The sequence below is a fragment of the Candidatus Equadaptatus faecalis genome (assembly GCA_018065065.1).
GTDB lineage: Bacteria > Synergistota > Synergistia > Synergistales > Synergistaceae > Equadaptatus > Equadaptatus faecalis.
The window spans coordinates 1-23116 of sequence record JAGHTZ010000077.1; the positions used below are offsets into that span (position 1 = coordinate 1).

The 23116-nt window shown below is 47.9% G+C and carries 19 protein-coding genes; 15 read left to right on the top strand and 4 right to left on the bottom strand.

Annotation, left to right across the window (positions count from 1 at the left end):
• Window positions 1–574 precede the first annotated feature (574 nt).
• The gene (locus tag KBS54_06125; GenBank protein ID MBQ0055701.1) at window positions 575–1996 is read left to right on the top strand and encodes a hypothetical protein; all 1422 of its coding nucleotides are present in this window, start codon (window positions 575–577) and stop codon (window positions 1994–1996) included.
• 246 nt (window positions 1997–2242) lie between these two features.
• Here the strand turns inward: KBS54_06125 and KBS54_06130 are convergent, their stop codons facing one another.
• Both KBS54_06130 and glpK read right to left on the bottom strand, forming a co-directional pair.
• The gene (locus KBS54_06130; protein MBQ0055702.1) at window positions 2243–3331 is read right to left on the bottom strand and encodes an alanine--glyoxylate aminotransferase family protein; all 1089 of its coding nucleotides are present in this window, start codon (window positions 3329–3331) and stop codon (window positions 2243–2245) included.
• 72 nt (window positions 3332–3403) lie between these two features.
• The gene (gene glpK / locus KBS54_06135) at window positions 3404–4900 is read right to left on the bottom strand and encodes a glycerol kinase GlpK (GenBank protein ID MBQ0055703.1); all 1497 of its coding nucleotides are present in this window, start codon (window positions 4898–4900) and stop codon (window positions 3404–3406) included.
• Window positions 4901–5200: 300 nt separating this feature from the next.
• Between glpK and KBS54_06140 the strand changes: the two genes are divergently transcribed.
• From KBS54_06140 to KBS54_06165, 6 genes are read left to right on the top strand one after another with little or no spacing between them, the layout of a single operon-like run.
• Window positions 5201–7216: a BamA/TamA family outer membrane protein gene (locus KBS54_06140; protein ID MBQ0055704.1), complete on the top strand. Its 2016-nt coding sequence runs from the start codon at window positions 5201–5203 to the stop codon at window positions 7214–7216.
• A 53-nt stretch (window positions 7217–7269) separates the two neighbouring features.
• On the top strand, window positions 7270–8307 hold the full coding sequence (gene lpxD, locus KBS54_06145; GenBank protein MBQ0055705.1) for a UDP-3-O-(3-hydroxymyristoyl)glucosamine N-acyltransferase: 1038 nt from the start codon (window positions 7270–7272) through the stop codon (window positions 8305–8307).
• Window positions 8307–9125: a UDP-3-O-[3-hydroxymyristoyl] N-acetylglucosamine deacetylase gene (gene lpxC / locus KBS54_06150; GenBank protein ID MBQ0055706.1), complete on the top strand. Its 819-nt coding sequence runs from the start codon at window positions 8307–8309 to the stop codon at window positions 9123–9125. Before lpxD ends, lpxC begins: the two co-directional genes overlap by 1 nt.
• Before the next feature lie 19 nt (window positions 9126–9144).
• Complete coding sequence (gene lpxA / locus KBS54_06155) at window positions 9145–9957, top strand: acyl-ACP--UDP-N-acetylglucosamine O-acyltransferase (protein ID MBQ0055707.1); 813 nt, start codon at window positions 9145–9147, stop codon at window positions 9955–9957.
• Window positions 9954–10427, top strand: a complete 474-nt coding sequence (locus tag KBS54_06160; protein MBQ0055708.1) for an HAD-IIIA family hydrolase — start codon at window positions 9954–9956, stop codon at window positions 10425–10427. Before lpxA ends, KBS54_06160 begins: the two co-directional genes overlap by 4 nt.
• Window positions 10428–10430: 3 nt before the next feature.
• Entirely contained in the window at window positions 10431–11564 is a 1134-nt protein-coding gene (locus KBS54_06165) for an LptF/LptG family permease (protein MBQ0055709.1), read from the top strand.
• Here the strand turns inward: KBS54_06165 and KBS54_06170 are convergent.
• Window positions 11548–12351, bottom strand: a complete 804-nt coding sequence (locus KBS54_06170; protein ID MBQ0055710.1) for a biotin--[acetyl-CoA-carboxylase] ligase — start codon at window positions 12349–12351, stop codon at window positions 11548–11550. The genes KBS54_06165 and KBS54_06170 overlap by 17 nt on opposite strands.
• A gap of 77 nt (window positions 12352–12428) precedes the next feature.
• Between KBS54_06170 and prfB the strand changes: the two genes are divergently transcribed.
• Window positions 12429–13551, top strand: a protein-coding gene (prfB, locus tag KBS54_06175; protein ID MBQ0055711.1) for a peptide chain release factor 2 whose coding sequence is annotated in 2 segments (ribosomal slippage) — window positions 12429–12500 and window positions 12502–13551 — 1122 coding nt in all. Because the reading frame shifts where the segments join, the coding sequence is not laid out codon by codon here.
• Between the two features lies 1 nt (window position 13552).
• Window positions 13553–15805 carry a hypothetical protein gene (locus tag KBS54_06180; GenBank protein ID MBQ0055712.1) on the top strand — a complete coding sequence of 751 codons (2253 nt, stop codon included), beginning with the start codon at window positions 13553–13555 and terminating at the stop codon, window positions 15803–15805.
• Here the strand turns inward: KBS54_06180 and KBS54_06185 are convergent.
• Window positions 15791–16153, bottom strand: a complete 363-nt coding sequence (locus KBS54_06185; GenBank protein ID MBQ0055713.1) for a diacylglycerol kinase — start codon at window positions 16151–16153, stop codon at window positions 15791–15793. The two genes, KBS54_06180 and KBS54_06185, sit on opposite strands and share 15 nt — an antisense overlap.
• A gap of 145 nt (window positions 16154–16298) precedes the next feature.
• On the opposite strand from KBS54_06185, the gene ileS reads away from it, so the two are divergent.
• From ileS to KBS54_06215, 6 genes are all read left to right on the top strand, one after another.
• On the top strand, window positions 16299–19073 hold the full coding sequence (ileS, locus tag KBS54_06190; protein ID MBQ0055714.1) for an isoleucine--tRNA ligase: 2775 nt from the start codon (window positions 16299–16301) through the stop codon (window positions 19071–19073).
• Window positions 19074–19104: 31 nt separating this feature from the next.
• Complete coding sequence (locus KBS54_06195) at window positions 19105–20058, top strand: RluA family pseudouridine synthase (GenBank protein ID MBQ0055715.1); 954 nt, start codon at window positions 19105–19107, stop codon at window positions 20056–20058.
• Window positions 20058–20798 (top strand): peptidoglycan editing factor PgeF, encoded by a 741-nt coding sequence (gene pgeF / locus KBS54_06200; protein ID MBQ0055716.1) that lies wholly within the window; start codon window positions 20058–20060, stop codon window positions 20796–20798. The genes KBS54_06195 and pgeF overlap by 1 nt, the downstream gene beginning before the upstream one ends.
• Before the next feature lie 41 nt (window positions 20799–20839).
• The gene (locus KBS54_06205) at window positions 20840–21310 is read left to right on the top strand and encodes a hypothetical protein (protein ID MBQ0055717.1); all 471 of its coding nucleotides are present in this window, start codon (window positions 20840–20842) and stop codon (window positions 21308–21310) included.
• A gap of 164 nt (window positions 21311–21474) precedes the next feature.
• On the top strand, window positions 21475–21963 hold the full coding sequence (locus KBS54_06210) for a tetratricopeptide repeat protein (GenBank protein ID MBQ0055718.1): 489 nt from the start codon (window positions 21475–21477) through the stop codon (window positions 21961–21963).
• Between the two features lie 137 nt (window positions 21964–22100).
• Window positions 22101–22781, top strand: coding sequence for a 3'-5' exonuclease (locus KBS54_06215; protein MBQ0055719.1), 681 nt, complete (start codon window positions 22101–22103; stop codon window positions 22779–22781).
• Window positions 22782–23116 lie beyond the last annotated feature (335 nt).

Sequence of the window (23116 nt, forward strand, 5' to 3'; positions counted from 1 at the left end):
CGCAGACCTCGGCAGGTCATACAACTGTTTCAGAAAAGCCATGCCCGACGAAAAATCGTCAACCCCCTCTATTTAAATATCTTGAAAAAAGACAAAAAAATGGAAACCTCTGTCCTTGCGAAGCCTTGCGGCGTCTGCGTTTTCCCAAGATACTTAAATAGAGGAAGTTGCAGCGTTTTTTGAATAGCGGGTTACGGACGAAAAATCCGTTAAAAGTTCCAAAAGTGCAGTATTTACAACAGTTAATCGCGATTTGTCCGTTAGTCCTCGCTCAAAAATTAACAAGTCCTCCCACTCTTAAAGGGGTCTTTTCAGAGCCCAAAAAACAACCCTGCTCTGAAAAAAAATCGGGATTTTTTTTGCGGCGTTTTGCAAGAAAATGCGTAAAGCCTTGTAAATACCGAGCAAAACGATGTTTTGCAAATTGCGGACCGAAAAAACGAAAAAATTGCATGCAAAAAGTGTCGCAAAAAATACGATAAAGGATATTTTGGTACTTTAATTTTATAAAAAAATATGTATAATAGTGTCCATGCAGTAGTTATACTGCAAAATATCGAAAGGGGAGAGTTCCTTGAAGAAAACACTCAAAGCAGCAGCCCTCGCAATGGCATTTGCACTCGCATTTGCAGCGATCGCTCAGGCAGCAGTAGTACCCGTCAAGAGCCCGAACTGGGAGCCGAACACGAAAAAAGCAATCAACGACATGTTTGCTATGTACGGCAAAGACAGCAAAGGCTACGATGCAACGTGCAAACCGTATGCAACGTTCGACTTTGACAACTCAACGTCAATCCTCGACGTTGAAGAGCAGCTTGCAATCTATCAGCTCGAAAAACTTCGTTTTGCATTCCGTCCTGATGAAGTTGTAGACGTTATCTGCGAAGGTATTCCTGATGTCAACAAAGACCTTGGCGACGATTACAACCACGCCACAGTTCTTAAACTTGCACAGGACTGCCAGAAAGCCTACACGAAGCTCTTTATGAAAGGTTACGTTGCAGCTGACAGCAGCAAAGAAGCCAAACAGGCCGAATGGATGGCAACAGCAGACTGGAAAGAATTTGCCACGAAGATGCGTTTCCTCTATGATGCAATCGGTGACAACTTCGATGTTTCAGTATCATATCCTTGGATCACCTACTGGTTCACAGGCATGACCCCTGCACAGATTCAGAGACTTGCGACAGAATCACACGTCTACTACACGCAGAAATCACGCGCAGACGCGAAATTCTGGCAGAAAGTTGTCTGGGAATCACCGAAAGGCTACAAATCAAAAGCCGGACAGGTTAAAATTAAATTCAACCAGGGTATCAACGTTTCACCGGAACTTGCTGAACTCTATCAGTGCCTCAAAGCAAACGGCATTGACGTTTGGATTTGCTCAGCTTCCTATATCGACGTTATTATCCCGTGCGCAACGCTTGACATCTTTGGTCTTAAAGGTGCAGTCACAGGCGTAACGGCCATGACGAACATCTACAAAGACGGCGTTATGACGCACAAATATGACTATGATTTCCATGCCCAGACACAGGGTATCGGTAAATCACTCACAATCGAAAAAATCATTGCCCCGCGTTACAAAGGACATGGCCCGATCCTCGTCTGCTGCGACTCACAGGGTGACTTCAACTTCTGCTCAGAATGGAAAGACACCAAAGTCGTAGTCTGCCTTAACAGACAGCGCAAAGACGACGCAGGTCTCTTCGCGGCAGCAGCAATTTGGCAGAACGAAAACAATATCGACCTCGCCAAAGCAGTTGCCATGGGCGATGCACGCTTCTGCCTCCAGGGCCGCAACGAAAACGGCGGTTACCTCTGGCCGGAAACAGCCTGCCATCTCCTCGCGAAAGGCAAAGGCGTTCTCCACAAAAAAGCAGAAGGCTGGCTTGATCAGCTCCGCGCCGGAACGTCAATCAAAGACCTTATCAACAACAACTCAAAACTCAAAGGCAAACCGGATCAGTTCGTCGGTTACAAAGTCCGTTAGTTTTAAGTTAAACTAAGGCTTTAAGAGGAACCCGCAGGGGTTCCTCTTTTTATTGTTTCGTCTGCCGGATAAAGCTTGCTTGCCTATTGTACCAAGAGAGGGCAACGGCTTAGTGCTTGGCTTTGTAAAAAAGATTACTTTCGCTGTTAAATTCTATTGGGATAAATATCTTGTTACGGTGTGCCTATTGTGTACAAAAAAACGGACTGCATTAGGCAGCCCGTTTTTTATGTTTAAATTTGTTTGTTATGCTATTGCTTTTTTAAGTGCTTCAAGGAATTTTACGCAGTCGTCAGGATAAATTTCTCCCATGTTTGCGACCTGGAACATTCCCTGTGCTTCGAACGCGCCTTTGCCTTTATAGACGGTGTAGCCTGCATCTCCCAAATCAGAGATGAATTTGTCAAGGCTCTTGCCTTCCGGAAGGAATACTGACGTAACTGTATTGGACATGTATTTGTTTTCAAGAAGGAAACGAAGTCCCATTTCTTTCATTCCGTCGCGGAGTATTTTGGCACATTTCTGATAACGCTCGATTCTTCCGGCGAGTGTTTCATCTTCAATGATGTTTGTGAGAGCAACGTTGAGTGCCCAAAAAAGCGTTACGTTCGGCGTGTTCGGCGTCTGCGATTTTGCCTTTGCTATCGCGTAATGTTTGCCGAGGTTGAGATAAACGTTCTTTCCCATTTCAGGCGTGATCTGTTTGAGAACGTCTTCTTTGGCGCAGATGTATGCCGAGCCTGGGAAAGCGCCGACGCATTTTCCGCCGACAGATGACGTAAAGGTTATGTTGTTTTTCACGACGTCAATGTTCTGCCCGCCGGCTGCCGAAACAGTGTCAACGTAGAACCATTTGCCGTATTTTGCGCAGAGCTGTCCGACTTCATAGACAGGATTGACCATGCAGGTTGAGGTTTCGTGGAAAACCATGGCTACAACCTTGACTTCGGGATTTGCTTTGAGAGCTTCCTCAACTTTTGCGAGATCAGGGTATTCTGCCCATGCGAACTCGCAGTCGATTGTAGGAACGGCGTATTTGTCGAGAATTTCTTTGAGACGGTTGCCGAATTCACCGTTGCGGATAAGAAGTGCCTTTTCACCTGCTTTAAAGCAGCTGGAAAGCACTGTTTCGTTTGCCGACGTTCCGGAGCCGGAAACTATTACCGAGTAATAACTGTCATCCGCGTTGAACAGTTTAAGAATTTTTGCCTGAGTATCTCTGAACATTTCTTCAAATTCAGGGCTGCGATGGCAGATATCATAGTGGAGAAGCGACTGACGGACGTTGTCCTTTACCATTACAGGACCCGGGCTGAAAAGCATTGTTTTTGACATGGTGTTTCTCTCCTTTATTTGATTTTGTCCCTGTGCATCATGAAATTTCCGTGCGTACGCAGGTGTTAAAAACTAATTTTCGATCCAGTTCTTTGCTCTTTCTACTGCTCTGTGCCAGTTGTACATGAGACTGTCGCGTTCATCCTGGCTCATGTGCGGTTCAATGTGGCGGGCAAGCTCCCAATGGCTTGGAATTTCGTCAATTGATTTGAAATCGCCGATGCCGAGAGCTGACATGTAAGCGGCTCCAAGTGCCGTGGTCTCGTTGATTTTCGGAAGGTCAATTGGAATACCGAGTATGTCAGCCTGAAACTGCATCAGGAAGTTGTTTACGGTTGCACCGCCATCGCAGCGCATGACAGTAATGGGGACCTTCGAGTCTTTTTCCATGACGTCAAGAATGTCTTTAACCTGATATGCGGTTGATTCCAGCGTTGCGCGGACGATGTGTTCGCGCGTTGTCCCGCCTGTGATTCCCACCATTGTTCCGCGTGCGTAGGAATCCCAGTGCGGTGCGGCGAGACCTGTAAAGGCAGGAACAAAGAATACTCCGCCGGTATCTTTGATGCTTGTTGCCATAGCTTCGGTTTCTGACGCGCTGTTAATAATTTTAAGTCCGTCTCTTAACCACTGCGTAGCAGCTCCTGTGATGTAAACGCCGCCGTCAAGCGCAAAGGTAAGCTTGCCGTCGAGCTGCCAGGCGACGGTGGTAACAATGCCGTTGGAGTACACCGGTTTGTCGCCTGTGTTCATAAACATGAAACAGCCTGTGCCGTAGGTCGTTTTAATTGTTCCCTGATTGAGGCATGCCTGACCGAAAAGCGCTGCCTGCTGGTCGTTGAGAATGCCTGAAATAGGAATGTCTGCGCCGCCGAAATCAAGCGGATCGGTGTGTCCGTATATCTGAGCACTGTTGCATATTGTTGGCAGTATTGATTTATCAATATCAAATAATGCCAAAACATCATCGTCCCACTGACCTGTGTGTATATTAAGAAGCATGGTGCGCGACGCTGTTGAGGCATCCGTAACGTGTACGCGGCCGTGAGTCATTTTCCAGACCATCCACGCGTCCATATTTCCTTCAAGAAGACGCCCCTGTTTAAGAAGAACTTTCGCTTCAGGCACGTTATCAAGAACCCATTTTATTTTTGTTGCTGAGAAATAGGCATCAGGATTGAGCCCCGTTCTTTCGCGGATCAGTTCCCCTGATTTTTCTGCAAGCTGATCGGCATAACGCGCAGTTCTTCTGTCCTGCCATACGATTGCGTTATAAACAGGCTGTCCTGTAAGTTTGTCCCAAAGCACTATTGATTCGCCCTCATGGTCAAGACCGAGGCTTGCGATCTGCGATACTGTTGCCCCTGCTTTGTCAAGTGCTTCCTGTATGGCAACGAGCATGGACTGCCAAATTTCGATTGGATCATGCTCTACCCATCCGGGCTGCGGGTAAATTTGTGTTGTTTCCTTGTATCCGCGTGCTGCGAGCCGCCATTTCTCATCAAAAAGTATAGCGGTGGAGCCGGTAGTTCCCTGGTCAAGAGCCAGATAGTACTTTTTTGCTGCCATCGTGTACCCCTCCGTTAATAAATTGGTGAATCATCAATATAGATATATTATAGAACATTCTTGAAATTGGTACAGTAATTCTTCTAATTTTTTTTAATTTTTTTAAAAAATCGGAAAAATTTGTATTTTACCTTTTGTGGAATTATGCTAAAATATCTCCCAGTTAGCGATTGTTTGTTTTCGGTTTGAAGACTGTAAGTTCGGATTATTCGGAACAGTCCATTTTTGGGTGATGTATGAGGAGTGTTAGCCTTGAAAAAGAAATTTATGGCACTGCTGGTTGTTGTTTTGATACTTTCCATGGTATCATCGGCTGAAGCCGGACTTTTTTCCAGAAAGAAAAAGAAAAAGGCTGAGCAGGCGGTAGCTGCTCAACAAACAGAGAAATCTCAGACCGTACTTGACGGGGAAGGCACTTTTATAAAGGGAGAAAGTTCCCTTGCAACCGGTTTGCTGCCTGAAGGCGGGCTCATAAGCACTCCTGAAGAGAGGCAGGCTGAACAGGAACGCATAAGCGCGGCGGCGGCAGTTATATCGCGTCCCGCAGTACAGGAAGAAGATGAAATTCAGAATGTATCCGGTCCTGAGGTCAAGGCGGTTGATATAGAAGGCAATAGTCAGGTTGTTAAGGATCATATATTGAGCGTCGTAACCACTAAGGTGGGCGGCAAACTCAGTGAAGCCAGGCTGCGCAAGGATGCATCCGCTATATTTGACTTGGGTTTCTTTGCCAACGTAGACTACAAGGTAAGAGACGTTCCCGGCGGCGTAGAAGTTGTATTTGCAGTTCAGGAAAATCCTGTGGTCGAGAAAATAACGTTTACCGGAAATACTGTTTTTAAAGACGAAGAGCTTCTGAAAGTTGTGTTCACATCACCCGGCTCGATTTTTAACAGAACGTTTTTCCGCAACGACCTTCAGAGAATAAAAGAAAAGTATCAGCAGGCAGGCTATGCAATGGCCAATGTTGAAGACGTAAAAATTGACGGTTCAACTATTAATGTCGTTATATGCGAGCCGCGTATTACACAGATAATCATTCAGGGCAACAAGATTACCAAAAAGAACATTATCCAGCGCTACTTGAAGATAAAAGAAGGAGATTTGTTCAATTCCAACAAGCTCCGCATGACGCTCAACAGACTTCAGGGGTTGGGTTTCTTTAATGACGTCAACGTTAATTTTGAACCGACCAGCAAGAAAGATGAGATCGTTATAATCCTGACAGTTGAAGAAGGAAAAACATCTCGTATAGGCTTTAACGTAGCATACGGTTCGCAGTCTGGACTTGGCGGAGGTGTCACTTATGACAACTTTAATATTGCCGGACGCGGGCTGAAACTCAGTACAGGTTTCCAGGCAGGCCGCCGCGCAGAAATTTGGGCAACGCTTGAGCAGCCTTACATGGACGGAAAGATTTTCTCGTGGAAAATCGGGGCATACAGGCGTATGTGGGACGATCTGTATTATTATGACAACAGCAAAAACGACTGGCTGTTCCAGTATGACCGCAAGAAAACAGGCGCCTTTATAGGTGCAGGTAAGAAATTCGGTAACGAATCGAAATACAACTGGTATCTCACGCTTGACTACCATGATGTTTACAATGAAACAAGCAGTCAGGAATATCCCAAATGGAAGTGGCCGTACATTCCCGTTAATAGCGAATATCATGCGGATCCGGTCACTTTGGCAGACGACCTTGGCGACGGACGTTACTACTCTGCAACCCTTGCACTGCGCCGTTTCAATATTGACGAATATGCTCCGTATACAAAGGGCGACAGTGAGACGATATTTATCCAGCCCGGTAAGGCAACCATTGATAATACAGAAGTAGGCTCAAAAGATTACAGTTATGTGAAATATTGGTTGGAAGCACGCTACTATGCATCGCTCGAAAAGCTTTTGGGCAGTGTGTTCGATTATTTCGGAATTCCAGGCAACGATATGCCCCCACTGCTCGCGATACGGCTTATGGCGGGTACCGCAACCGGTGACGTGCCGTTTGATGAAATGTACACTATTGGCGGCGACTATACTCTCCGCGGCTACAGAGACGAATATTTCCACGGCGAACAGATGCTGCTCGGAAACTTTGAACTCCGCGTTCCTATTCAGAAAGCTCTCAGCCTCGTCGGATTCTTTGACGTTGGACGTGCATGGCGTAAAGACAGCGGCATCGGTTTTGGCAGCGATATAGGAAAAGCACCGGGCATAGGCGTACGTCTCAAAACGCCGTTTGGCAACGTGCGTCTTGACTACGCTAACGGAGACGAAAGCCGATTCCATTTCGGATTTGGCGAAATGTTCTAAAACCGAAGGTTGCGGTAAATACCGCAGCCTTTTCTTCGTAGAGAGGTATTGTTATGTCATTTGAAATTACCTTGCAGAAATTGGCTGCCCTTGTTAATGGAAAGCTTACAGGTGACGGCAGTTATAAAATTTCAAATATTGTGAGAGCGCAGGATTTTGTGCAGGGTGCAATAGTTCCGCTTTGGGAGAAGAAGTTTGTTGCCCAGATAAAAGGCGGTACTGTGCTGCTGACCAAAAACGGCTGGATGCCGGAAGATTGCAGCGGAATTGAAGTTGAAGATCCGCGCCGGGCGCTTACGGCAATTCTTGAATACATTGAAAAACTTACAAAGACGTGCAAAGTTCCCGGAATACATCCGACGGCAGTCATTGATCCTGAGGCTGAACTTGGCAGCAATGTTTACGTTGGACCATACTGTGTTATTTCAAAAGGCGCAAAAATCGGGGATAATTGTGTGCTTGAAGGTTCCGTATGGATTGGCGAAAACGTTAAAATCGGCGATAACTGTCTGCTTGAACCCGGAGTTATCCTCTATGACGGCATTACGACAGGCAGCCGCTGTATTTTCCATGCCAACGCAATTATCGGCTGTGACGGCTTCGGTTTTATGCCTGACCCGCAGATTGGTATACGCAGAATACCGCAGATTGGTACCGTTGTTATAGGTGATGATGTTGAAATAGGCTGTGAAACCTGTATTGACAAGGCAACTTTCGGTGAAACAAAGATAGGCCGCGGGGTAAAAATAGACGCCCACGTCAAGATTGGACATAATGCCGTTGTTGGTGATTTCTCCATTTTGGTTGCAAAGGTTGGCGTTGCCGGAAGTTCCACGATTGGCAGAGGGGTGACTATGGCCGCCCAGTCAGGAGTGGCAAACCACGCTGTCATAGGCGACGGCTGTACTGTTGCCGGACGCTCCGGAGTCTTCTCGGATATTCCTGCCGGCTCGGTCGTTTCAGGTTTTCCTGCGCGCGAGCATAAGAAAGATCTGCGCATACAGGCAGCGATCGGGCACCTTCCGGAACTTGAAAAAGAAGTCCGTACGCTTGCCCAAAGCGTTAAAAAACTTGAGGAGAAGTGTGACTGATGGGCAGAACAATTGCAGGACAGCTTGAATTTAAAGGTACAGGGCTTCATTCAGGAGCTGACTGCAGTGTAATCCTGTCGCCTTCTTACGAAAAAGGCATACGCTTTAAAACTGAAAACGGAATTTACGAAATTTCCGAGGCTGTTGTTGAAGAAGATCAGCGGCTTACCGGTTTCGTATTTCCCGACGGTACTAAAATAAGGACTGCGGAGCATTTACTTGGGGCAGTGTCAGGTATGGGGATTGATAACCTGCTGATAGAGTCTTTCGGCGGTGAAATACCGATACTTGACGGAAGTGCGTCCGTTTTTGCCGAAGCAATTTCTGAGACAGGATGTACAGGTGAAAAGGAACGCAGAGTTCCTGCCGTTTCAGTACCGTTTTGTGTTGATGAAGGCAAACGCTGTGTTTTTGCCATGCCGTCAGACGTTTTGAGAATAACCTACATTATTGATTACAGCGGAACGCCGATTGGTGTCCAGAAAGTTAGTTATGAAATAAACGAAAAGACATTTAAGGAAACAATTTCACGCGCAAGAACCTTCTGCCTTACAGCAGAGCTTGATTATCTCAAAGCTAACGGTCTTGCGCAGGGCGGCTCTTTGGACTGTGCTATGGTTTTTGCGCAGGACAGAATGCTGAACGAAAGCGGTCTTCGTTTCCCGAATGAATGTGCAACGCACAAGGTGCTTGACCTTATGGGCGATTTAACATTACTTGGTGTTATACCGACGGCGCATTACGTAGCAGTTTGCGCGGGACATGCCGTGCATGATAAACTTGTTGCAAAGTTAAAACGCGCTCTTATATTTGATTAGGCGGCAAGCAGGTGATTTTATGAGTATAAATATTCATCCGACGGCGGTCGTTTCAAAAAATGCAGAGCTTGCAGACGGTGTAATTATAGGTCCGTACTGCATAGTTGACGACAAAGTCAAAATCGGTGAAGGTACGGAACTTAAGCCCTTTGTCCATGTCTGCGATTACACAACTGTCGGCAAAAACTGCATCATAATGGAACATGCGAATATCGGCGCGGCACCCCAGGATTTAAGTTACAGAGGAGAGGTGTCCTATGTTGTTATGGGCGACAGAGTAACCTGCCGCGAATTCGTTACTGTTAACAGGGCAGCGGGAGAGGAAAACAGTACTGTTATAGGGAACGATGTTTTGCTGATGGAAAGCGTTCACGTGGCACACAACGTTGTGATAGGAAACAATATAACCGTGGCCAACAAAACCGGTATAGCCGGTCACGTGCATATTGACGATTTCGCTGTAATAGGTGGTATGAGCGGTTTCCACCAGTTTGTTCATATAGGCAAATACTGCATGATTGGCGCGATGTCGCGTGTTGTTCAGGATATACCGCCGTTCTGCCTTGCTTCGGGAGACCCGATAAAGGTCTATGACATTAATAAAGTTGGGCTTCGCCGCAGAGGCTTTGAAGAAAACCAGCGTACAGCAATCCGCCGTATGTACAAACTGATTTACGGCTCACATTTAACAGTACGCGAAGGGCTTGCAGAGCTTGAAAAACAGTACGGCGAAATGACTGAAGCAAAAGAAATACTCGATTTCGCAGCGAATGCCACGCGAGGTTTTGCACAGAGAATAAAACTTACCGGAAGAAAAGAGGCGCAGTCTTGATTAAGCTTTTTGCGCTTGACATAGACGGAACGCTGACGGACGACGGTGTGTACATGGACGGAAAAGGCGGGGAATTTAAGCGTTTTTCCGTGCGTGACGGCTATGGTATCGTTATGCTTAAAAAAGCAGGAATAAAAGTAGCGTTTATAAGCGGGCGCTATTCTGCGGCTACGCAGCAGAGAGCTGATAATCTTAAGGTCGATGCCTGTATCAACGGTACGCAGACCAAACTTGAAGATTTAAAAAAACTTGCGGAACAGTGGAGTATAAAACAGGAAGAAATCGCGTATGCAGGTGACGACATTCCTGATGTTGAGTGCCTTACGTGGTCGCGTATGGGTATGGTACCTGCCAATGCAAGCAGACCCGCGAAAAAAGCAGCGAATTGGATTTCGTCTGAAAACGGCGGCTTTGGTGCAGTAAGGGAATTTGCTGAAAAAATACTCGAACTTAACGAGAGTGAGAAATAATAAATGAAAGATTTTTTTGCCAAACTGAAAGAATTTTTCAGACTTCGCGCACTTGATAAATTTGTCCTCGGAGAGCTGACGGGGCCGTTTTTCTTCGGCATAATGGTTTTTACGACGATACTGGTTGCCGGCGGACTTCTTTTCAGGCTTGCAGAGCTTATTATTGAGCGCGGAGTTTCGTTCGGCGTAGTAATACGCCTTTTCCTGTACAGCCTTCCAGGGATTGTTGCCCTTACAATTCCGATGAGTTGTCTGCTTGCTTCGCTGATAGGCTTCAGCACAATGTCGGCGAACTCAGAGCTTGTTGCATTGAAATCGGCCGGACTTTCCTTTAACAGAATTATTAAATCGGTTATGCTTGTTTCGGTGATAGTTTCGCTGTTAGCCATGTTTTTTAACGAAACGCTTGTACCGGTAAGCGAAAAAGCTTCCGGAAACGTCATGATGTATGAGGTGCTTAAGCAGTCTCCTGTGATGTTCAAAGAAAAGATTTTCCTTAAACAGGAAGAAAACGGTGAACTCAAGCGCGTTATATACGTCAACAAGATGGCGGTAGGAAGCGGAGAAATGGAAAAGGTGCTTGTTCAGGAATATGAAAAAGGCAGCCTTGCAAGACTTACGGATGCTGAAAAGGGCGAATGGAAGGACGGAAGCTGGTGGATTTATAACGGGCGCGTTTACGAAATCCAGGACAATGTAAAAGCCTCACAATTGTTCAGGTTTGACAAACAGCAGCTTAATCTTAATCTGACACCGGACGAATTCCGCCGCAGTTCGGACGATCCTGACCAAATGGGGATAGGCGACCTGTACAAACTGATAAAGACAAAATACAAAATGGGTGAAGACCCAACGAAACTGTGGGTTGCCTTGCATTTCAGAATAGCGATACCGTGGGCGTGCATAGTTTTGGCTCTTGTCGGGGCAGCTCTCGGCAGCCGTCCGCAGCGTACAAATTCCAGCAGGGGAGTAGGTCTGAGCGTAATTATAGTTTTTGTGTATTACGTAATTATGTCTTTTGCAAGGTCTATGGGTGAAGCGGGGCTTATTCCGTCACTGCTGTCTGCCTGGCTGGCGAATATAGTGTTCCTTGTGCTCGGAGTTCAGCTCTGCAAGAGGGCTAACAAGCTTGGGTAGCGTTTCTTAAATGAATAACATCGGCGGCGAAAAACGAAAGTTTTTCGCCGTTTTTTTCAATCAGAAGGGAACCATCGTTATTTATGTTAATGGCTGTTCCGATTAATTCCTCATTTTCAAGAATTATTTTTACATGCTTACCGAGAGTAGTGCAATGCAGACGGTAAATTTCAAGCAGGGATTTAGGATTATCTTTCAGAAGTTTCAAAAATTCCGTAAATTTAACAGTAATTTCTGCTGCCAGTTTTTCGCGGCTGACGCTTCTGCCCGTCTCAATCCTGACGGAAGCAGCCGTGCTGCGCAGTTCGTCCGGAAAAACAGATGCTGTATTGTTGACGTTTATGCCAAAACCTGTTGCAAGATAACGCAGTTTTGAAGCATACGCTGCGCTTTCGCTTATAATGCCGCATATCTTTCTGCCGTTGACGAGCAGATCGTTTGGCCACTTTATTTCGGCGTTCACGCCTGTTTCCCGTAAAACAGATCTGACGGCGAGAGAAGCCGCGTAACTTGCAAACGGTACGCAGAAAAGCGGAATATCAGGATGTGTCAGAATTGAAAACGAAAGAGAAAGACCTGCGGCGGAAAACCAGCTGCGTTTGTTTCTTCCGTGTCCGCCGTACTGCTCCTCTGCGACGAAAATTGCGTCAGTGCTGCCGCCCAGCTCAGCAAAGCGCTTGGCCTCTTCCTGTGTAGAAGCTGTCCTGTCAAGGAAAATAATATCCGCACCGCAGTTATTTGCGGCGAGATACCTTCCCAGCAGTTTCGAGTTAAACTTTTCGTCCAATTTGTTCCCTCCCGTGCTGTTTCATTTTACTCCCCGCTGGGGTATAATGTAAACCGGCAATGTAAGGAGGGGTAAACATGGTAATGCTTCCGGCATCAACAGTCATGTCTAACCTGCGTTCATCGTTTGATGAGCTGCGTGAAAGTCTTTGACCTGCCTTCGGCAGAGAAAAAGGCAAAAGAACTCAGAGTGTTAACGGAAACCGCTGATTTCTGGAATTCGGACAAGGCGCAGGAAATTTCCCGCGAACTTTCGCGTCTGGATGCGAGGATTGAAAAAATCAGCGGCGTAAAAAATGAAATAGAAGAACTTGAGACAATCACGGAACTCCTGAACGAGGCTGAAGACGAAGAACTGCTTCAGGAATTCTTTGTGCGTGCAGGGGAACTTTCCAAAACAATAGAAGAATATCAGATATACGTTCTGCTCGACGGCGAATATGACGCCGGCGATGCTATTGTTATGGTACATTCCGGGGCAGGCGGACTTGACGCACAGGACTGGGCTGCAATGCTTTACAGAATGTACGTGCGCTGGGCGGAGGACCATCGCTACGGCGTAAAAATTATAGATGAGCTTCCAGATCAGGAGGCAGGCATAAAAACCGTTACCTTCTCGGTTTCCGGAGATTACGCGTACGGTTATCTTAAAGGAGAGCAGGGGGTTCACCGGCTTGTGCGCATATCGCCGTTTGACGCTGCAAAACGCAGGCATACAAGCTTTGCGTCCGTGGAAGTAATGCCGGTTCTCCCTGACGATGCTGAAATCGAAATACGTCCGGAAGACCTGAAACTTGACACGTTCCGCGCAAGCGGAGCGGGTGGCCAGTACGTTAACATGACGGACTCTGCAGTCCGCATAACGCATATTCCGACGGGGATAGTCGTCAGCTGTCAGACGGAACGTTCACAGCACATGAACAGGGCAACTGCAATGCAGGTTCTGCGAGGCAGGCTGTTTGAAAAACAGCTCCGCGAAAGACAAGAACAGCTTGACAACCTGCACGGCGAAAAGCGCGTTATTGCGTGGGGAAGCCAGATACGCTCCTACACGCTGCAGCCCTTTCAGTTGGTTAAAGACCACCGCACCTCTTTTGAGGTAGGAAATGTAAATTCAGTACTTGATGGGAATATAGACCCGCTTCTTATGAGCTGGCTGCGTTTCCTGAAAACAGGAAAAACGGCACAGGAGAGTGATTAAAATGACAAAAGCAGGCAGAATATCCGTAAAAATTGTTTTGGCTGCCGTATCGGTGTGTATATTTGTCAGTTTGTGCAGTGCCGCTGAACAAAAGCGCAGCTTTGTGCCGTCAGAGCCTGTAATGCACGTGAATTCGGTAAAAAAAGGAATGAAAGGCTATCTCAAAACAGTACTCAGCGGCAAAAAGATTACCAAACACACTGTTTCGATTGAAGGCGTTATAAAGCGCAAAACCTCGCCTAAGGAACTTATTCTGATAAAAATCACGGACAAAAAACTGCTGGATGCCGGCGGGGCGGCTGCCGGTATGAGCGGCTCTCCTGTATACGTTAACGGCAAACTTATCGGTGCATTTGCCTACGGCTGGTCGTTCGCAGACAAAAGACTTGGGCTTGTGACGCCGATCGACGAAATGTGCCGCTCGATGGACTGGCAGGATTTCGTCCCAAGCTTTATACGCGTCAAGGAAGAGGACGACAAGGATTTTATGGCTGTTGACAACCGCACGCCCGAAAAGTTTGCCAATCTGCCCGGTGAAAACGAAAGCGAACTTGAGGCAATTCCTGAAAGAGACCCTCATCCGCCGGTATATATCGAAGATTTTGAAGAAATAAAAGAAAATACGATAAGACCGCCGTTCCTGCTAATCGACGACGAATTGTCTTATGATATTCAAACGCTTAAAAACGCAAAGCTTGTTCCTCTCAGCTTTGCACTGCAGGCTGACGGTTTCGGCGAAAGCAGTCTCAAACGCCTTGAAAACAAACTTGGCACCTCAATAATTCCATTAGCGGCAGCCTCTGACTCCGAAAGCGGAGTCAAACTTAGCAGCCGGCTTCAGCCCGGTTCCGCGATGGGTGTTGTCTTGGCGTGGGGCGATATCACGCTCGGCGGCATTGGTACTCTGACGTCGGTTGACAGGGACGGGCGATTCCTTGCCTTTGGACATCCTATGCTGCGAAGAGGGTCGGTCGCAATGCCGCTTACCGAGTCCGAAATAATACGCATAATTCCGAACATGCAGCAGGCGTTTAAGCTCGGCAGCATAGGGGCAATAAACGGAATGGTTACCCAGGACAGACCGGAAGCAATCGGCGGCTGGTTTGGAAAGCTCCCGCCGTCCGTCTCCTACGACGTGCTTGTGCATGACCTTGACAACAGCCGTTTGAAAGCAAAGCGTTTCAGAACGATAGTTGACCCGTACATAGCGCCTGAAATCGGACATGAAGCCGTACTCAGCATACTTCAGAACGAATGGGCGCGCGGCGGAGAAGGTACGCTTATGCTGCGTTTCGGTGTAAACGGCGGCGGACTGAAAGAACCGTGGGAACGCAGGGATATATTCTACTCGCGTGAAAATGCGCTGGAAGCAATAGAAAAAGAAATGAAACTGCTGACAGAAATCTTTGCACTGAATAAATTTGAAGAAATCAATCCGCTGGGCATAGAAGTGGAAGCCCTGCTTACGAGAATCCCGAGAGTCGCGTTTGTTGACAGCCTGAAAATAATCGACGAAAAAGAATTTTATTCCCCCGGGGACGTAATAGAACTGGAGGCGACAATACGCCCGTGGCGTAAAGAGCCTGTTGTCAAAAAAATATCGCTCCGTGTTCCGAAAAAAGCGGTTGGAATGTGCGAAATTGACGTGCGCGCAGGCGGTATTGAGCCGCAGAAGGAAAGTGCGGTGCTGCTTGGACTGAATCAGATAACAAGCCTTGAAAGCCTGTTGAAAGAGCTTTCCGTGCAGGAAACGAACAACATGCTGATTGCCGAAATAGGCGGTCCCGAAATGCCTGAAAAGAAAAAGAAGAAACATGAAAGTACCGTTGGCAAAATGGACAAAAAACACAGAACGGACGATGACGACAAAGACGGCGGTGAAGAGGACGATGACGGCGCAAACCGTGAAATAGACATGGAAGACGATGATGACACGGCAAAAATGGACAAAATTCCGAAGTATCTGACAGAAACGCGCCTGATGAGCGAAATTCAGAAAGAGCGCATAGAGGAAGGCAGTCTGCGCATACTTGACACAAACTATTACATGGACGGTATTCTGCGCAAATTTATAAAAATTAAGAAGTCTGGAAAAGAGGGACTTGAAGAACTTCAGGAATTTTTGGAAATGATAGAAAAAGCCGTAAAAGAAGAAGCAAAAAGCAGCGGCAGTGCAAATGAAAGCGCTGGCAGCCCGTCCGAGTCTGCAGCAAAATATTTCAAATCAGCGTCAAGGGAATTACTTAAAAAATAAAAGCAGGCAGGAAGTGTAGCATATTATAAGGGTGAGAAGTACCGCCGCGGAAAGCATATCCTTTGCCATACGGATTTCCTCGCGGTAATCCGTGCCGCAGGCAAGGTCGGTAATAATTTCAAAAGCAGTGTTGATAAGCTCTATGATAAGCGGTACGAGGCACAGCAAAAATATCTGCAGAATGCGTGTCCAGCCTGCGAAACCGAATTTTACGAAAGCGATAACCATTAAAGCCGCAAGCGTGAGGGTCTCCTCCCTTACGGCTTTTTCTGTTTTCAGCGCATCGCGCAGACCTGCAGCCGAATATCCTGTTTTTTCAAACCAGTTTCTGTTCTTCCAATCCGCCATCTGTTTTCACCCGTTTCATTCGCAATTATTATAAACCAGTAAATTCAAAAGTCAAAAAATAAATAATGCTTGCAGCAGCCCGTTCCGGCAAGTATAATATTACGGTTAATGAGCAAAACCCAATCAGTACAACGGAGGCACAGAGATGGCACAGGACTACAAAGAAACACTGCTTTTGCCGCAGACAGAATTCCCAATGAGAGCGAACCTTGCCCAGCGCGAGCCGGGCTTCCTCAAATTTTGGCAGGATATGGATCTCTACGGCGAACTGAAAAAGAAAAACAGCGGCAAACCGTCGTTTATACTTCATGACGGTCCGCCGTACGCGAACGCCAGTATTCACATCGGAACGGCGACCAACAAAATTCTGAAAGACTTTATAGTTAAATACAAATGGCTGAGCGGATATTTTACGCCGTACGTCCCCGGTTTTGACACGCACGGACTTCCTACGGAGCTAAAGGTTCTCAAAGAAGACGGCGTTGACCGTGACACGCTCACGCCGATAGAACTCCGCAAACGCTGCGAAGCCTACGCAAGAAAGTTTATTGACGTCCAGTCCGGACAGTTCCAGAGACTCGGCGTAATCGGCGACTGGGCGCATCCGTACATGACGCTGCTTCCGGCATATGAGGCAACGGAGCTTGAAGGTCTTGCCGAAATGGCAGACAAAGGCTACATCTATAAGGGCAACAAGCCGATATACTGGTGCATGGACTGCCAGACGGCTCTTGCCGCTGCCGAAATTGAATACGGCGATGAAGTCTCGCCGTCAATTTACGTCGCCTACAAATATCAGGACGCCGACAAGGTGTTCCCTGAACTTGCAGGCAAAGACGTTAACATCATAATCTGGACGACAACGCCGTGGACGCTTCCCGCGTCGCGTGCGGTTGCGCTTCACGCGCACTACGAATACGGCTTCTACGAAGCAGCAGGCAAGATATTCGTGTTTGCCACGGAGCTGAAAGACGAAGTATCGAAAGCGACCGGACTTGAATTTGGCGAACCGATTATCGTCTGCGAAGGTCAGAAACTTGAAAACACGAAAGCAACTCACCCGTTCTACGACCTTGAGCTTTCCGTCGTGCTTGCTCCTTACGTTACGCTCGACACAGGTACCGGCTGCGTACACACGGCTCCTGGACACGGTGCGGACGACTACGAAACAGGCATACGCTACGGCATTGACGTATTCAACTCGGTTGACGACAAGGGCTGTTTCGTAAAAGATCTTCCGTTTGTCGGAGGCATGCCCATTCATGACGGAGAAAAAATCATATTCCAGATGCTTGAAGAATCAGGCAGGCTTCTCGGAAGACTCAAAATCAAACACTCGTATCCGCATTGCTGGCGCTGCAAAAAGCCGGTTATATTCCGTGCCACGCCGCAGTGGTTCATTTCGGTGTCGAAATTCAAGGATGAAGCGCTCAAAGCAATTGACAGCGTCAAATGGGTGCCCGACTGGGGCAAAGACCGCATCACAAACATGGTGCGCGACCGTTCTGACTGGTGCATTTCGCGTCAGAGGACGTGGGGCGTTCCAATTCCGGCATTTTACTGCGAAGACTGCGGAGAAGTAATACTTACCGGCGACCGTATCCGCAGAGTAGCGGAAAAGGTGCGCGAGCACGGTTCAAACTGCTGGTGGGAAATGTCAAACGAAGAACTCGTCGGCGATCTTGCGGTATGCCCGAAATGCGGCGGCAAGCATCTGAAAAAAGAAACAGACATACTTGACGTATGGTTCGATTCAGGCACGAGCCACTCGGCGGTTCTTGACAACTGGAGCGACCTCTCATGGCCTGCAGACCTCTATCTTGAAGGCAGCGATCAGCACAGAGGCTGGTTCCAGACGTCGCTCCTGAACAGCGTCGCAATCCGCGGCAGAGCACCGTACGGTACGGTGCTTACGCACGGCTTCATCATGGCGGGCGACGGCAGAAAAATGTCAAAATCACTCGGCAACGTCATGACGCCGGAGAAAATATCCGACAAATACGGTGCAGACATACTTCGCCTGTGGGTTGCTTCATCAGACTACAGAAGCGACGTGCGCATCTCTGAAGAAATATTCAAAACGCTCACGGAAGAATACCGCCGAATCAGAAACACGGCACGATTCCTGCTCGGCAACCTTAATGGCTTTGACCCGGCGAAGAACATGGTTCCAAACGAGCAGCTCAGCGACTTTGACAAATACATACTGCTCAAGCTTGACAGACTGCGCGACCGCGTGACGAAAGGCTTTGACGCGTACGAATTCCATCAGCCGATGACGCTCATCCACCAGTTCTGCGATCAGGAAATGAGCGCACTCTACATAGACATCAACAAAGACGGACTCTACACCGATTCTGAAAATTCGGCGGCGCGCCGCTCGATACAGACCACAATGTGGAAGGTTCTCAAAGCGGTTACGGTTATGATGTCCAACGTTCTCTCCTTCACTGCGGAAGAAATCTGGCAGTGCATGAGAGAAAAAGACGCGTCTCTGCCGAAGAGCGTGTTCCTTGCAGACTGTCCGTCTGCAGACACCTGCGGCATAGAACCTGAGCTTGAACCGCTTTGGGACAAAATCCTTGACGCTCGTCAGGCGGTGCTCCGCGGACTTGAAAGCGCACGCGCGAACAACGTGATCGGACATCCTCTCGATGCAGACGTGACGATTGCTTTCGGTGAAAAATTCGCGGATCTTGCCGGCAGACTTACGGACGAACAGTGGCGCACGCTCCTGATAGTTTCAAACTGCAAAACGGCGGCTGAAATCAGCGGTGATGCATACGAAGACGAAGCAACAGGCATCAAAATCTCGGTTGGCAAATGCGAATTTGAAAAATGCCCGCGCTGCTGGCAGAGAAGGGCAGAGGTCGCCGAAAACGGAATATGCGACCGCTGCAAAGAAGTTCTTGGAAGATAACAGGGAGTTAAACAATATTGAAATTGGGGAGATTTGCGCTCCCCAATTTTTATCTGACAGTCCGGCGGAAAACGGTTCCGATCTGCAACAGTTTGCCGTTGACGAAACGCTTGACGGTCACAGACTTGATTATGCCGTGTCCCGTCTGCTCGGCATCTCCCGCGCCTTTTCCGCAAAGCTTATAAAAGAAGGTTCTGCTGCCCTTATTCCTGAAAGACGTGTCAAACCGTCGCTTAAAATCGCCTTTGGCGACAAAATCAACGTACAGGTGCCGCCTGTTGAAACACTTGACCTTGAACCTGAAGACGTTCCGTTTGAGGTTGTCTATTCCGACGAAGACGTAATTGTAATCAACAAACCGGCAGGGCTTGTCGTCCACCCGTCACCGGGACACTGGACAGGTACGCTCGTTCACGGGCTGCTCTACCGTTTCCCTGATATGGGTTCGCTTAACGGCGTACAGCGCCCCGGGATAGTGCACAGACTTGACTCCACGACCTCAGGACTTATGGTCGTTGCGCGCAACGGGCTTGCACAGGAAGGATTGTTTCGCGATTTCAAAGCGCGCCGCGTTGAAAAAGAATACCTTGCGCTCTGCAACGGAACGCTGCCGTCTCCCGAAGGCGAAATACGCTATCCGATAGGCAGGGATCCGTACAACAGACTGCGTCAGGCTGTGCTTGCCGACGGGCGCGACGCATGGACGGATTACAAAACGCTGTGGAGCAGAAACGGCTTTTCACTTGTCGTATGCCGTCTGCACACTGGCAGAACGCACCAGATACGCGTTCATCTGAAAGCTCTCAAATGCCCTCTCGTCGGTGACAGACTCTATGACCCGTCGCGTCAGTCCCCGTTCGGCGCGGAAAGGGTATTTCTTCATTCCTGGAAGCTCTGTTTCTCACACCCGCGAAGCGGCGAAAAAATGAGCTTCCGTGCGCCGCTTCCCTCAGAACTCAGCGAATATTTGAAACAGGTGAAATAATGCAGATATGTCATCTTGAAGAAATAGAAAAATACGGCGGTGTTTCCGCATTCTTCGTTTCGGACGGCAAATGCCTGTGGAAAGACGCGGAACGCAGCGCGGAAAACTGGAAAGAGCTTGCAGAACAGCTCGGCGTAAGCACGTCCGCCATAATCAGACCGTCGCAGACGCACACCTCTGCTGTCCGCTTTGTCACAAAACAAAACGGCGGGGAAGGCGTTGTAAAACAGGAAACGGAAAGCGGCTTCGACGGCGTCGCTGCGAACGAAAAAAGACTTCTGCTCTGCACGCTTGAAGCCGACTGCGTACCCGTTTATCTTTACGACACGGCGCAGAAAGCGGCGGCAATGGTTCACAGCGGCTGGAAAGGCACTGCCGGAAAAATATCTGAAAACGCGGTAAAAGTGATGGCGGAAAAATTCGGCACGAAAGCCGAAAATTTAATTGCCGCGACCGGTCCGTGCATCTGCCCTGACTGTTACGAAGTAAGCGCTGACCTGCTGCCGCGTTTTGAAGAAAGATTCAGCAGAAAAGAAACGGCAAAAATATTCACGCCGAAAGAACACGGAAAATATCTGCTTAACCTGCCACTTGCTATACGGCTGACGCTTGAAAAACTCGGCGTAAAACCGGAAAACATATCGCACAGCGAAATCTGTACGTTCCATTCCGGCGTATGCCCGTCCTTCCGCAAAGGCTGCGCGGAAGAAAGAATCCTGACAGGAATAATGCTGCTTTAAATATACGGTTCAATCTCAAACGTCTGGAGGAGAATATCGGTATGACGAACAGAGAAAAACTTGAAAAGCATCTTGAAAATCTGAAAACGTACCTCGAAGAAAGCGAATTCGGAGGACACCGCGCAGCTTCGCCGCTGCCTCTCAGCGACGCCGAAATAGCAGAACTGAACAAAACTGACACGAGCTTTTCCGACGCCGTAATGTGCATTATAGACGAAAAAGGTCTGAAAGACTCCGAAGTCTACAAAAAAGCAGACGTAAGCCGCAGCGTATTCAACAACGTCAAAAACGGGCACTGCTCGAAAGGAACGGCTATCGCCCTTGCCCTCACGCTTGAACTCAGCCTTGAGGAAACGCAGAGACTGCTGCGCAAAGCAAGAATTGTGCTCTCGGAATCCTTTGTCTTTGACAAAACCATAATGTACTGCATCATGAACAAAATATACGTGGCTGACGACGTCAACTATCTGCTCAGTCAGATAGGACAGCCGATACTCCGCGAAGCACGCTGAGCCTCCGGCTTCCCAAGAGTGCAAAAACGGTTTCCCGCCTGTGCGGGAAATTTTTTATTATGACACAAATTCCGCTGAAAATGTCATTTTGAAAATGACATTTTTTTAAAAATACGCGCTTAAATATTAGCTGTAACACAAATCCAGACAGGAAGGTGACTATTATGCAGGAGAAAGTTACGGCAGTGCAGAACAACGGAAACGGAACGGCAGTACAGGGAGAAAAGAGGAACTACAATCCAGAACTTCGTTCGGTAACAAAAATCGTCAAGACGCTCAATACGCGTTACAACTCAGAGGCTCTGACCTTTAAAACGGTATCGGACTGGCTTGTTTCGGAAGGCTACTGGGTAAAAGAAACAGGCAGGACAAAACCGACCGCCAAAGGTCTTGAAAACGGAATGTCAATGCAGAAATGCTGCCTGAACGGCAAAGAATTCGAATCAGTATACTGTGACAGAAAAATGCAGAAACTGATCTGCGACAAATTCAGCGCATTTTTTACGGCTGTTCCGGAAAAGACTGCGCAGGGCGTGAAAAGCGAACCGGTGGCAAAAACGTGGGAAGAGCTTGCAAACAGTTACTACGGGGCAGGCTCGTACAAAGAAGCCGCGGAATGTTACAGAAAAACCATTGAATGTCTCCGTGCCTGAACGGACACAGAAAAGCGGAAGCCGGCGAGCTCTACTCAATAATGGGTATACGGCTTCCGCACAATACAGACGCTAAAAAGAAGCAGCGTGAGCCCGCCGCTTCTTTTTATTGTATAATTACGGCGGAGGCGGAAAAAATGAACGCAACAGGCTGGGTTAACCCGAAAAGAAACATAACAAAACGGCTGCTTGTATCGGAATACGTCGCATACGACACCGAAACCACAGGCATAGGACGCAGCGCGGAAATAATAGATATTGGCGCGGTGCGGATTGTCAACGGCGAAATCAAAGACGTGTTCGAAACGCTTGTGAAACCGTCCGAACCGGTTGACGAGCGGCTTTACGACGACAGGGGATACCCGACCGCATTTTCCGTACACCACATAACAAACGCAATGCTTGAAAACGCGCCTTGCATAACGGAAGCGTTGATAAAACTCCGCGCATTTATAGGAGAACTTCCGGTGCTTGAACATTCAAGCCCCTTTGCCCCTTTTGACACGAGGCTCTTTACGAAAGCCTTCTCGCAGAAACTCGGCATAGAATATCAAAACTGCTATGTCAATACCTGCGAACTTGCCTACGCCGTCGTACCGAAACCGGCGGAAGTTCACAGCCACTCTCTTGAAACGCTCTCGCGACACTTCGGCATACGCAGTAAAGAATGTCACCGTGCACTGCCCGATGCCATAGACGCCTACAAGCTCTACGAAATACTCAAACGCCGCATGGAAGATCGCGGCATAACGCTTGAAGAACTGAGAGAAAAATCTGCCTGCCGGAAAACGGAAGAAAACGGCGCGACAGATTTCTAATCCTAAACGCAAAACTCTCAAAAAATAAAAGTTTTGCGTTTAGAAAATTAATCTACTTTCCGAAAAATACCATTTGCCGAAACTGAACGGTTCGGCACAACAAACAAAACTTAGCAACACCCAAACCGCGGTTTGGCTTTTAAGGCAATGACGAATAACAAATTACAAATGACAAATGGAAAATCGTCAGACCTTAAAACCTGAAAACAGCAGCGAAGCAAACCAAAGAAACGCAGACAGTCATTAAGGCTGTTGGCAAAAAAACTGCATGACGCAGAACGAAACGCAACAAACTGAAAACAACGCCGGCGGAGAATACTCCGAACGGCTGTGTG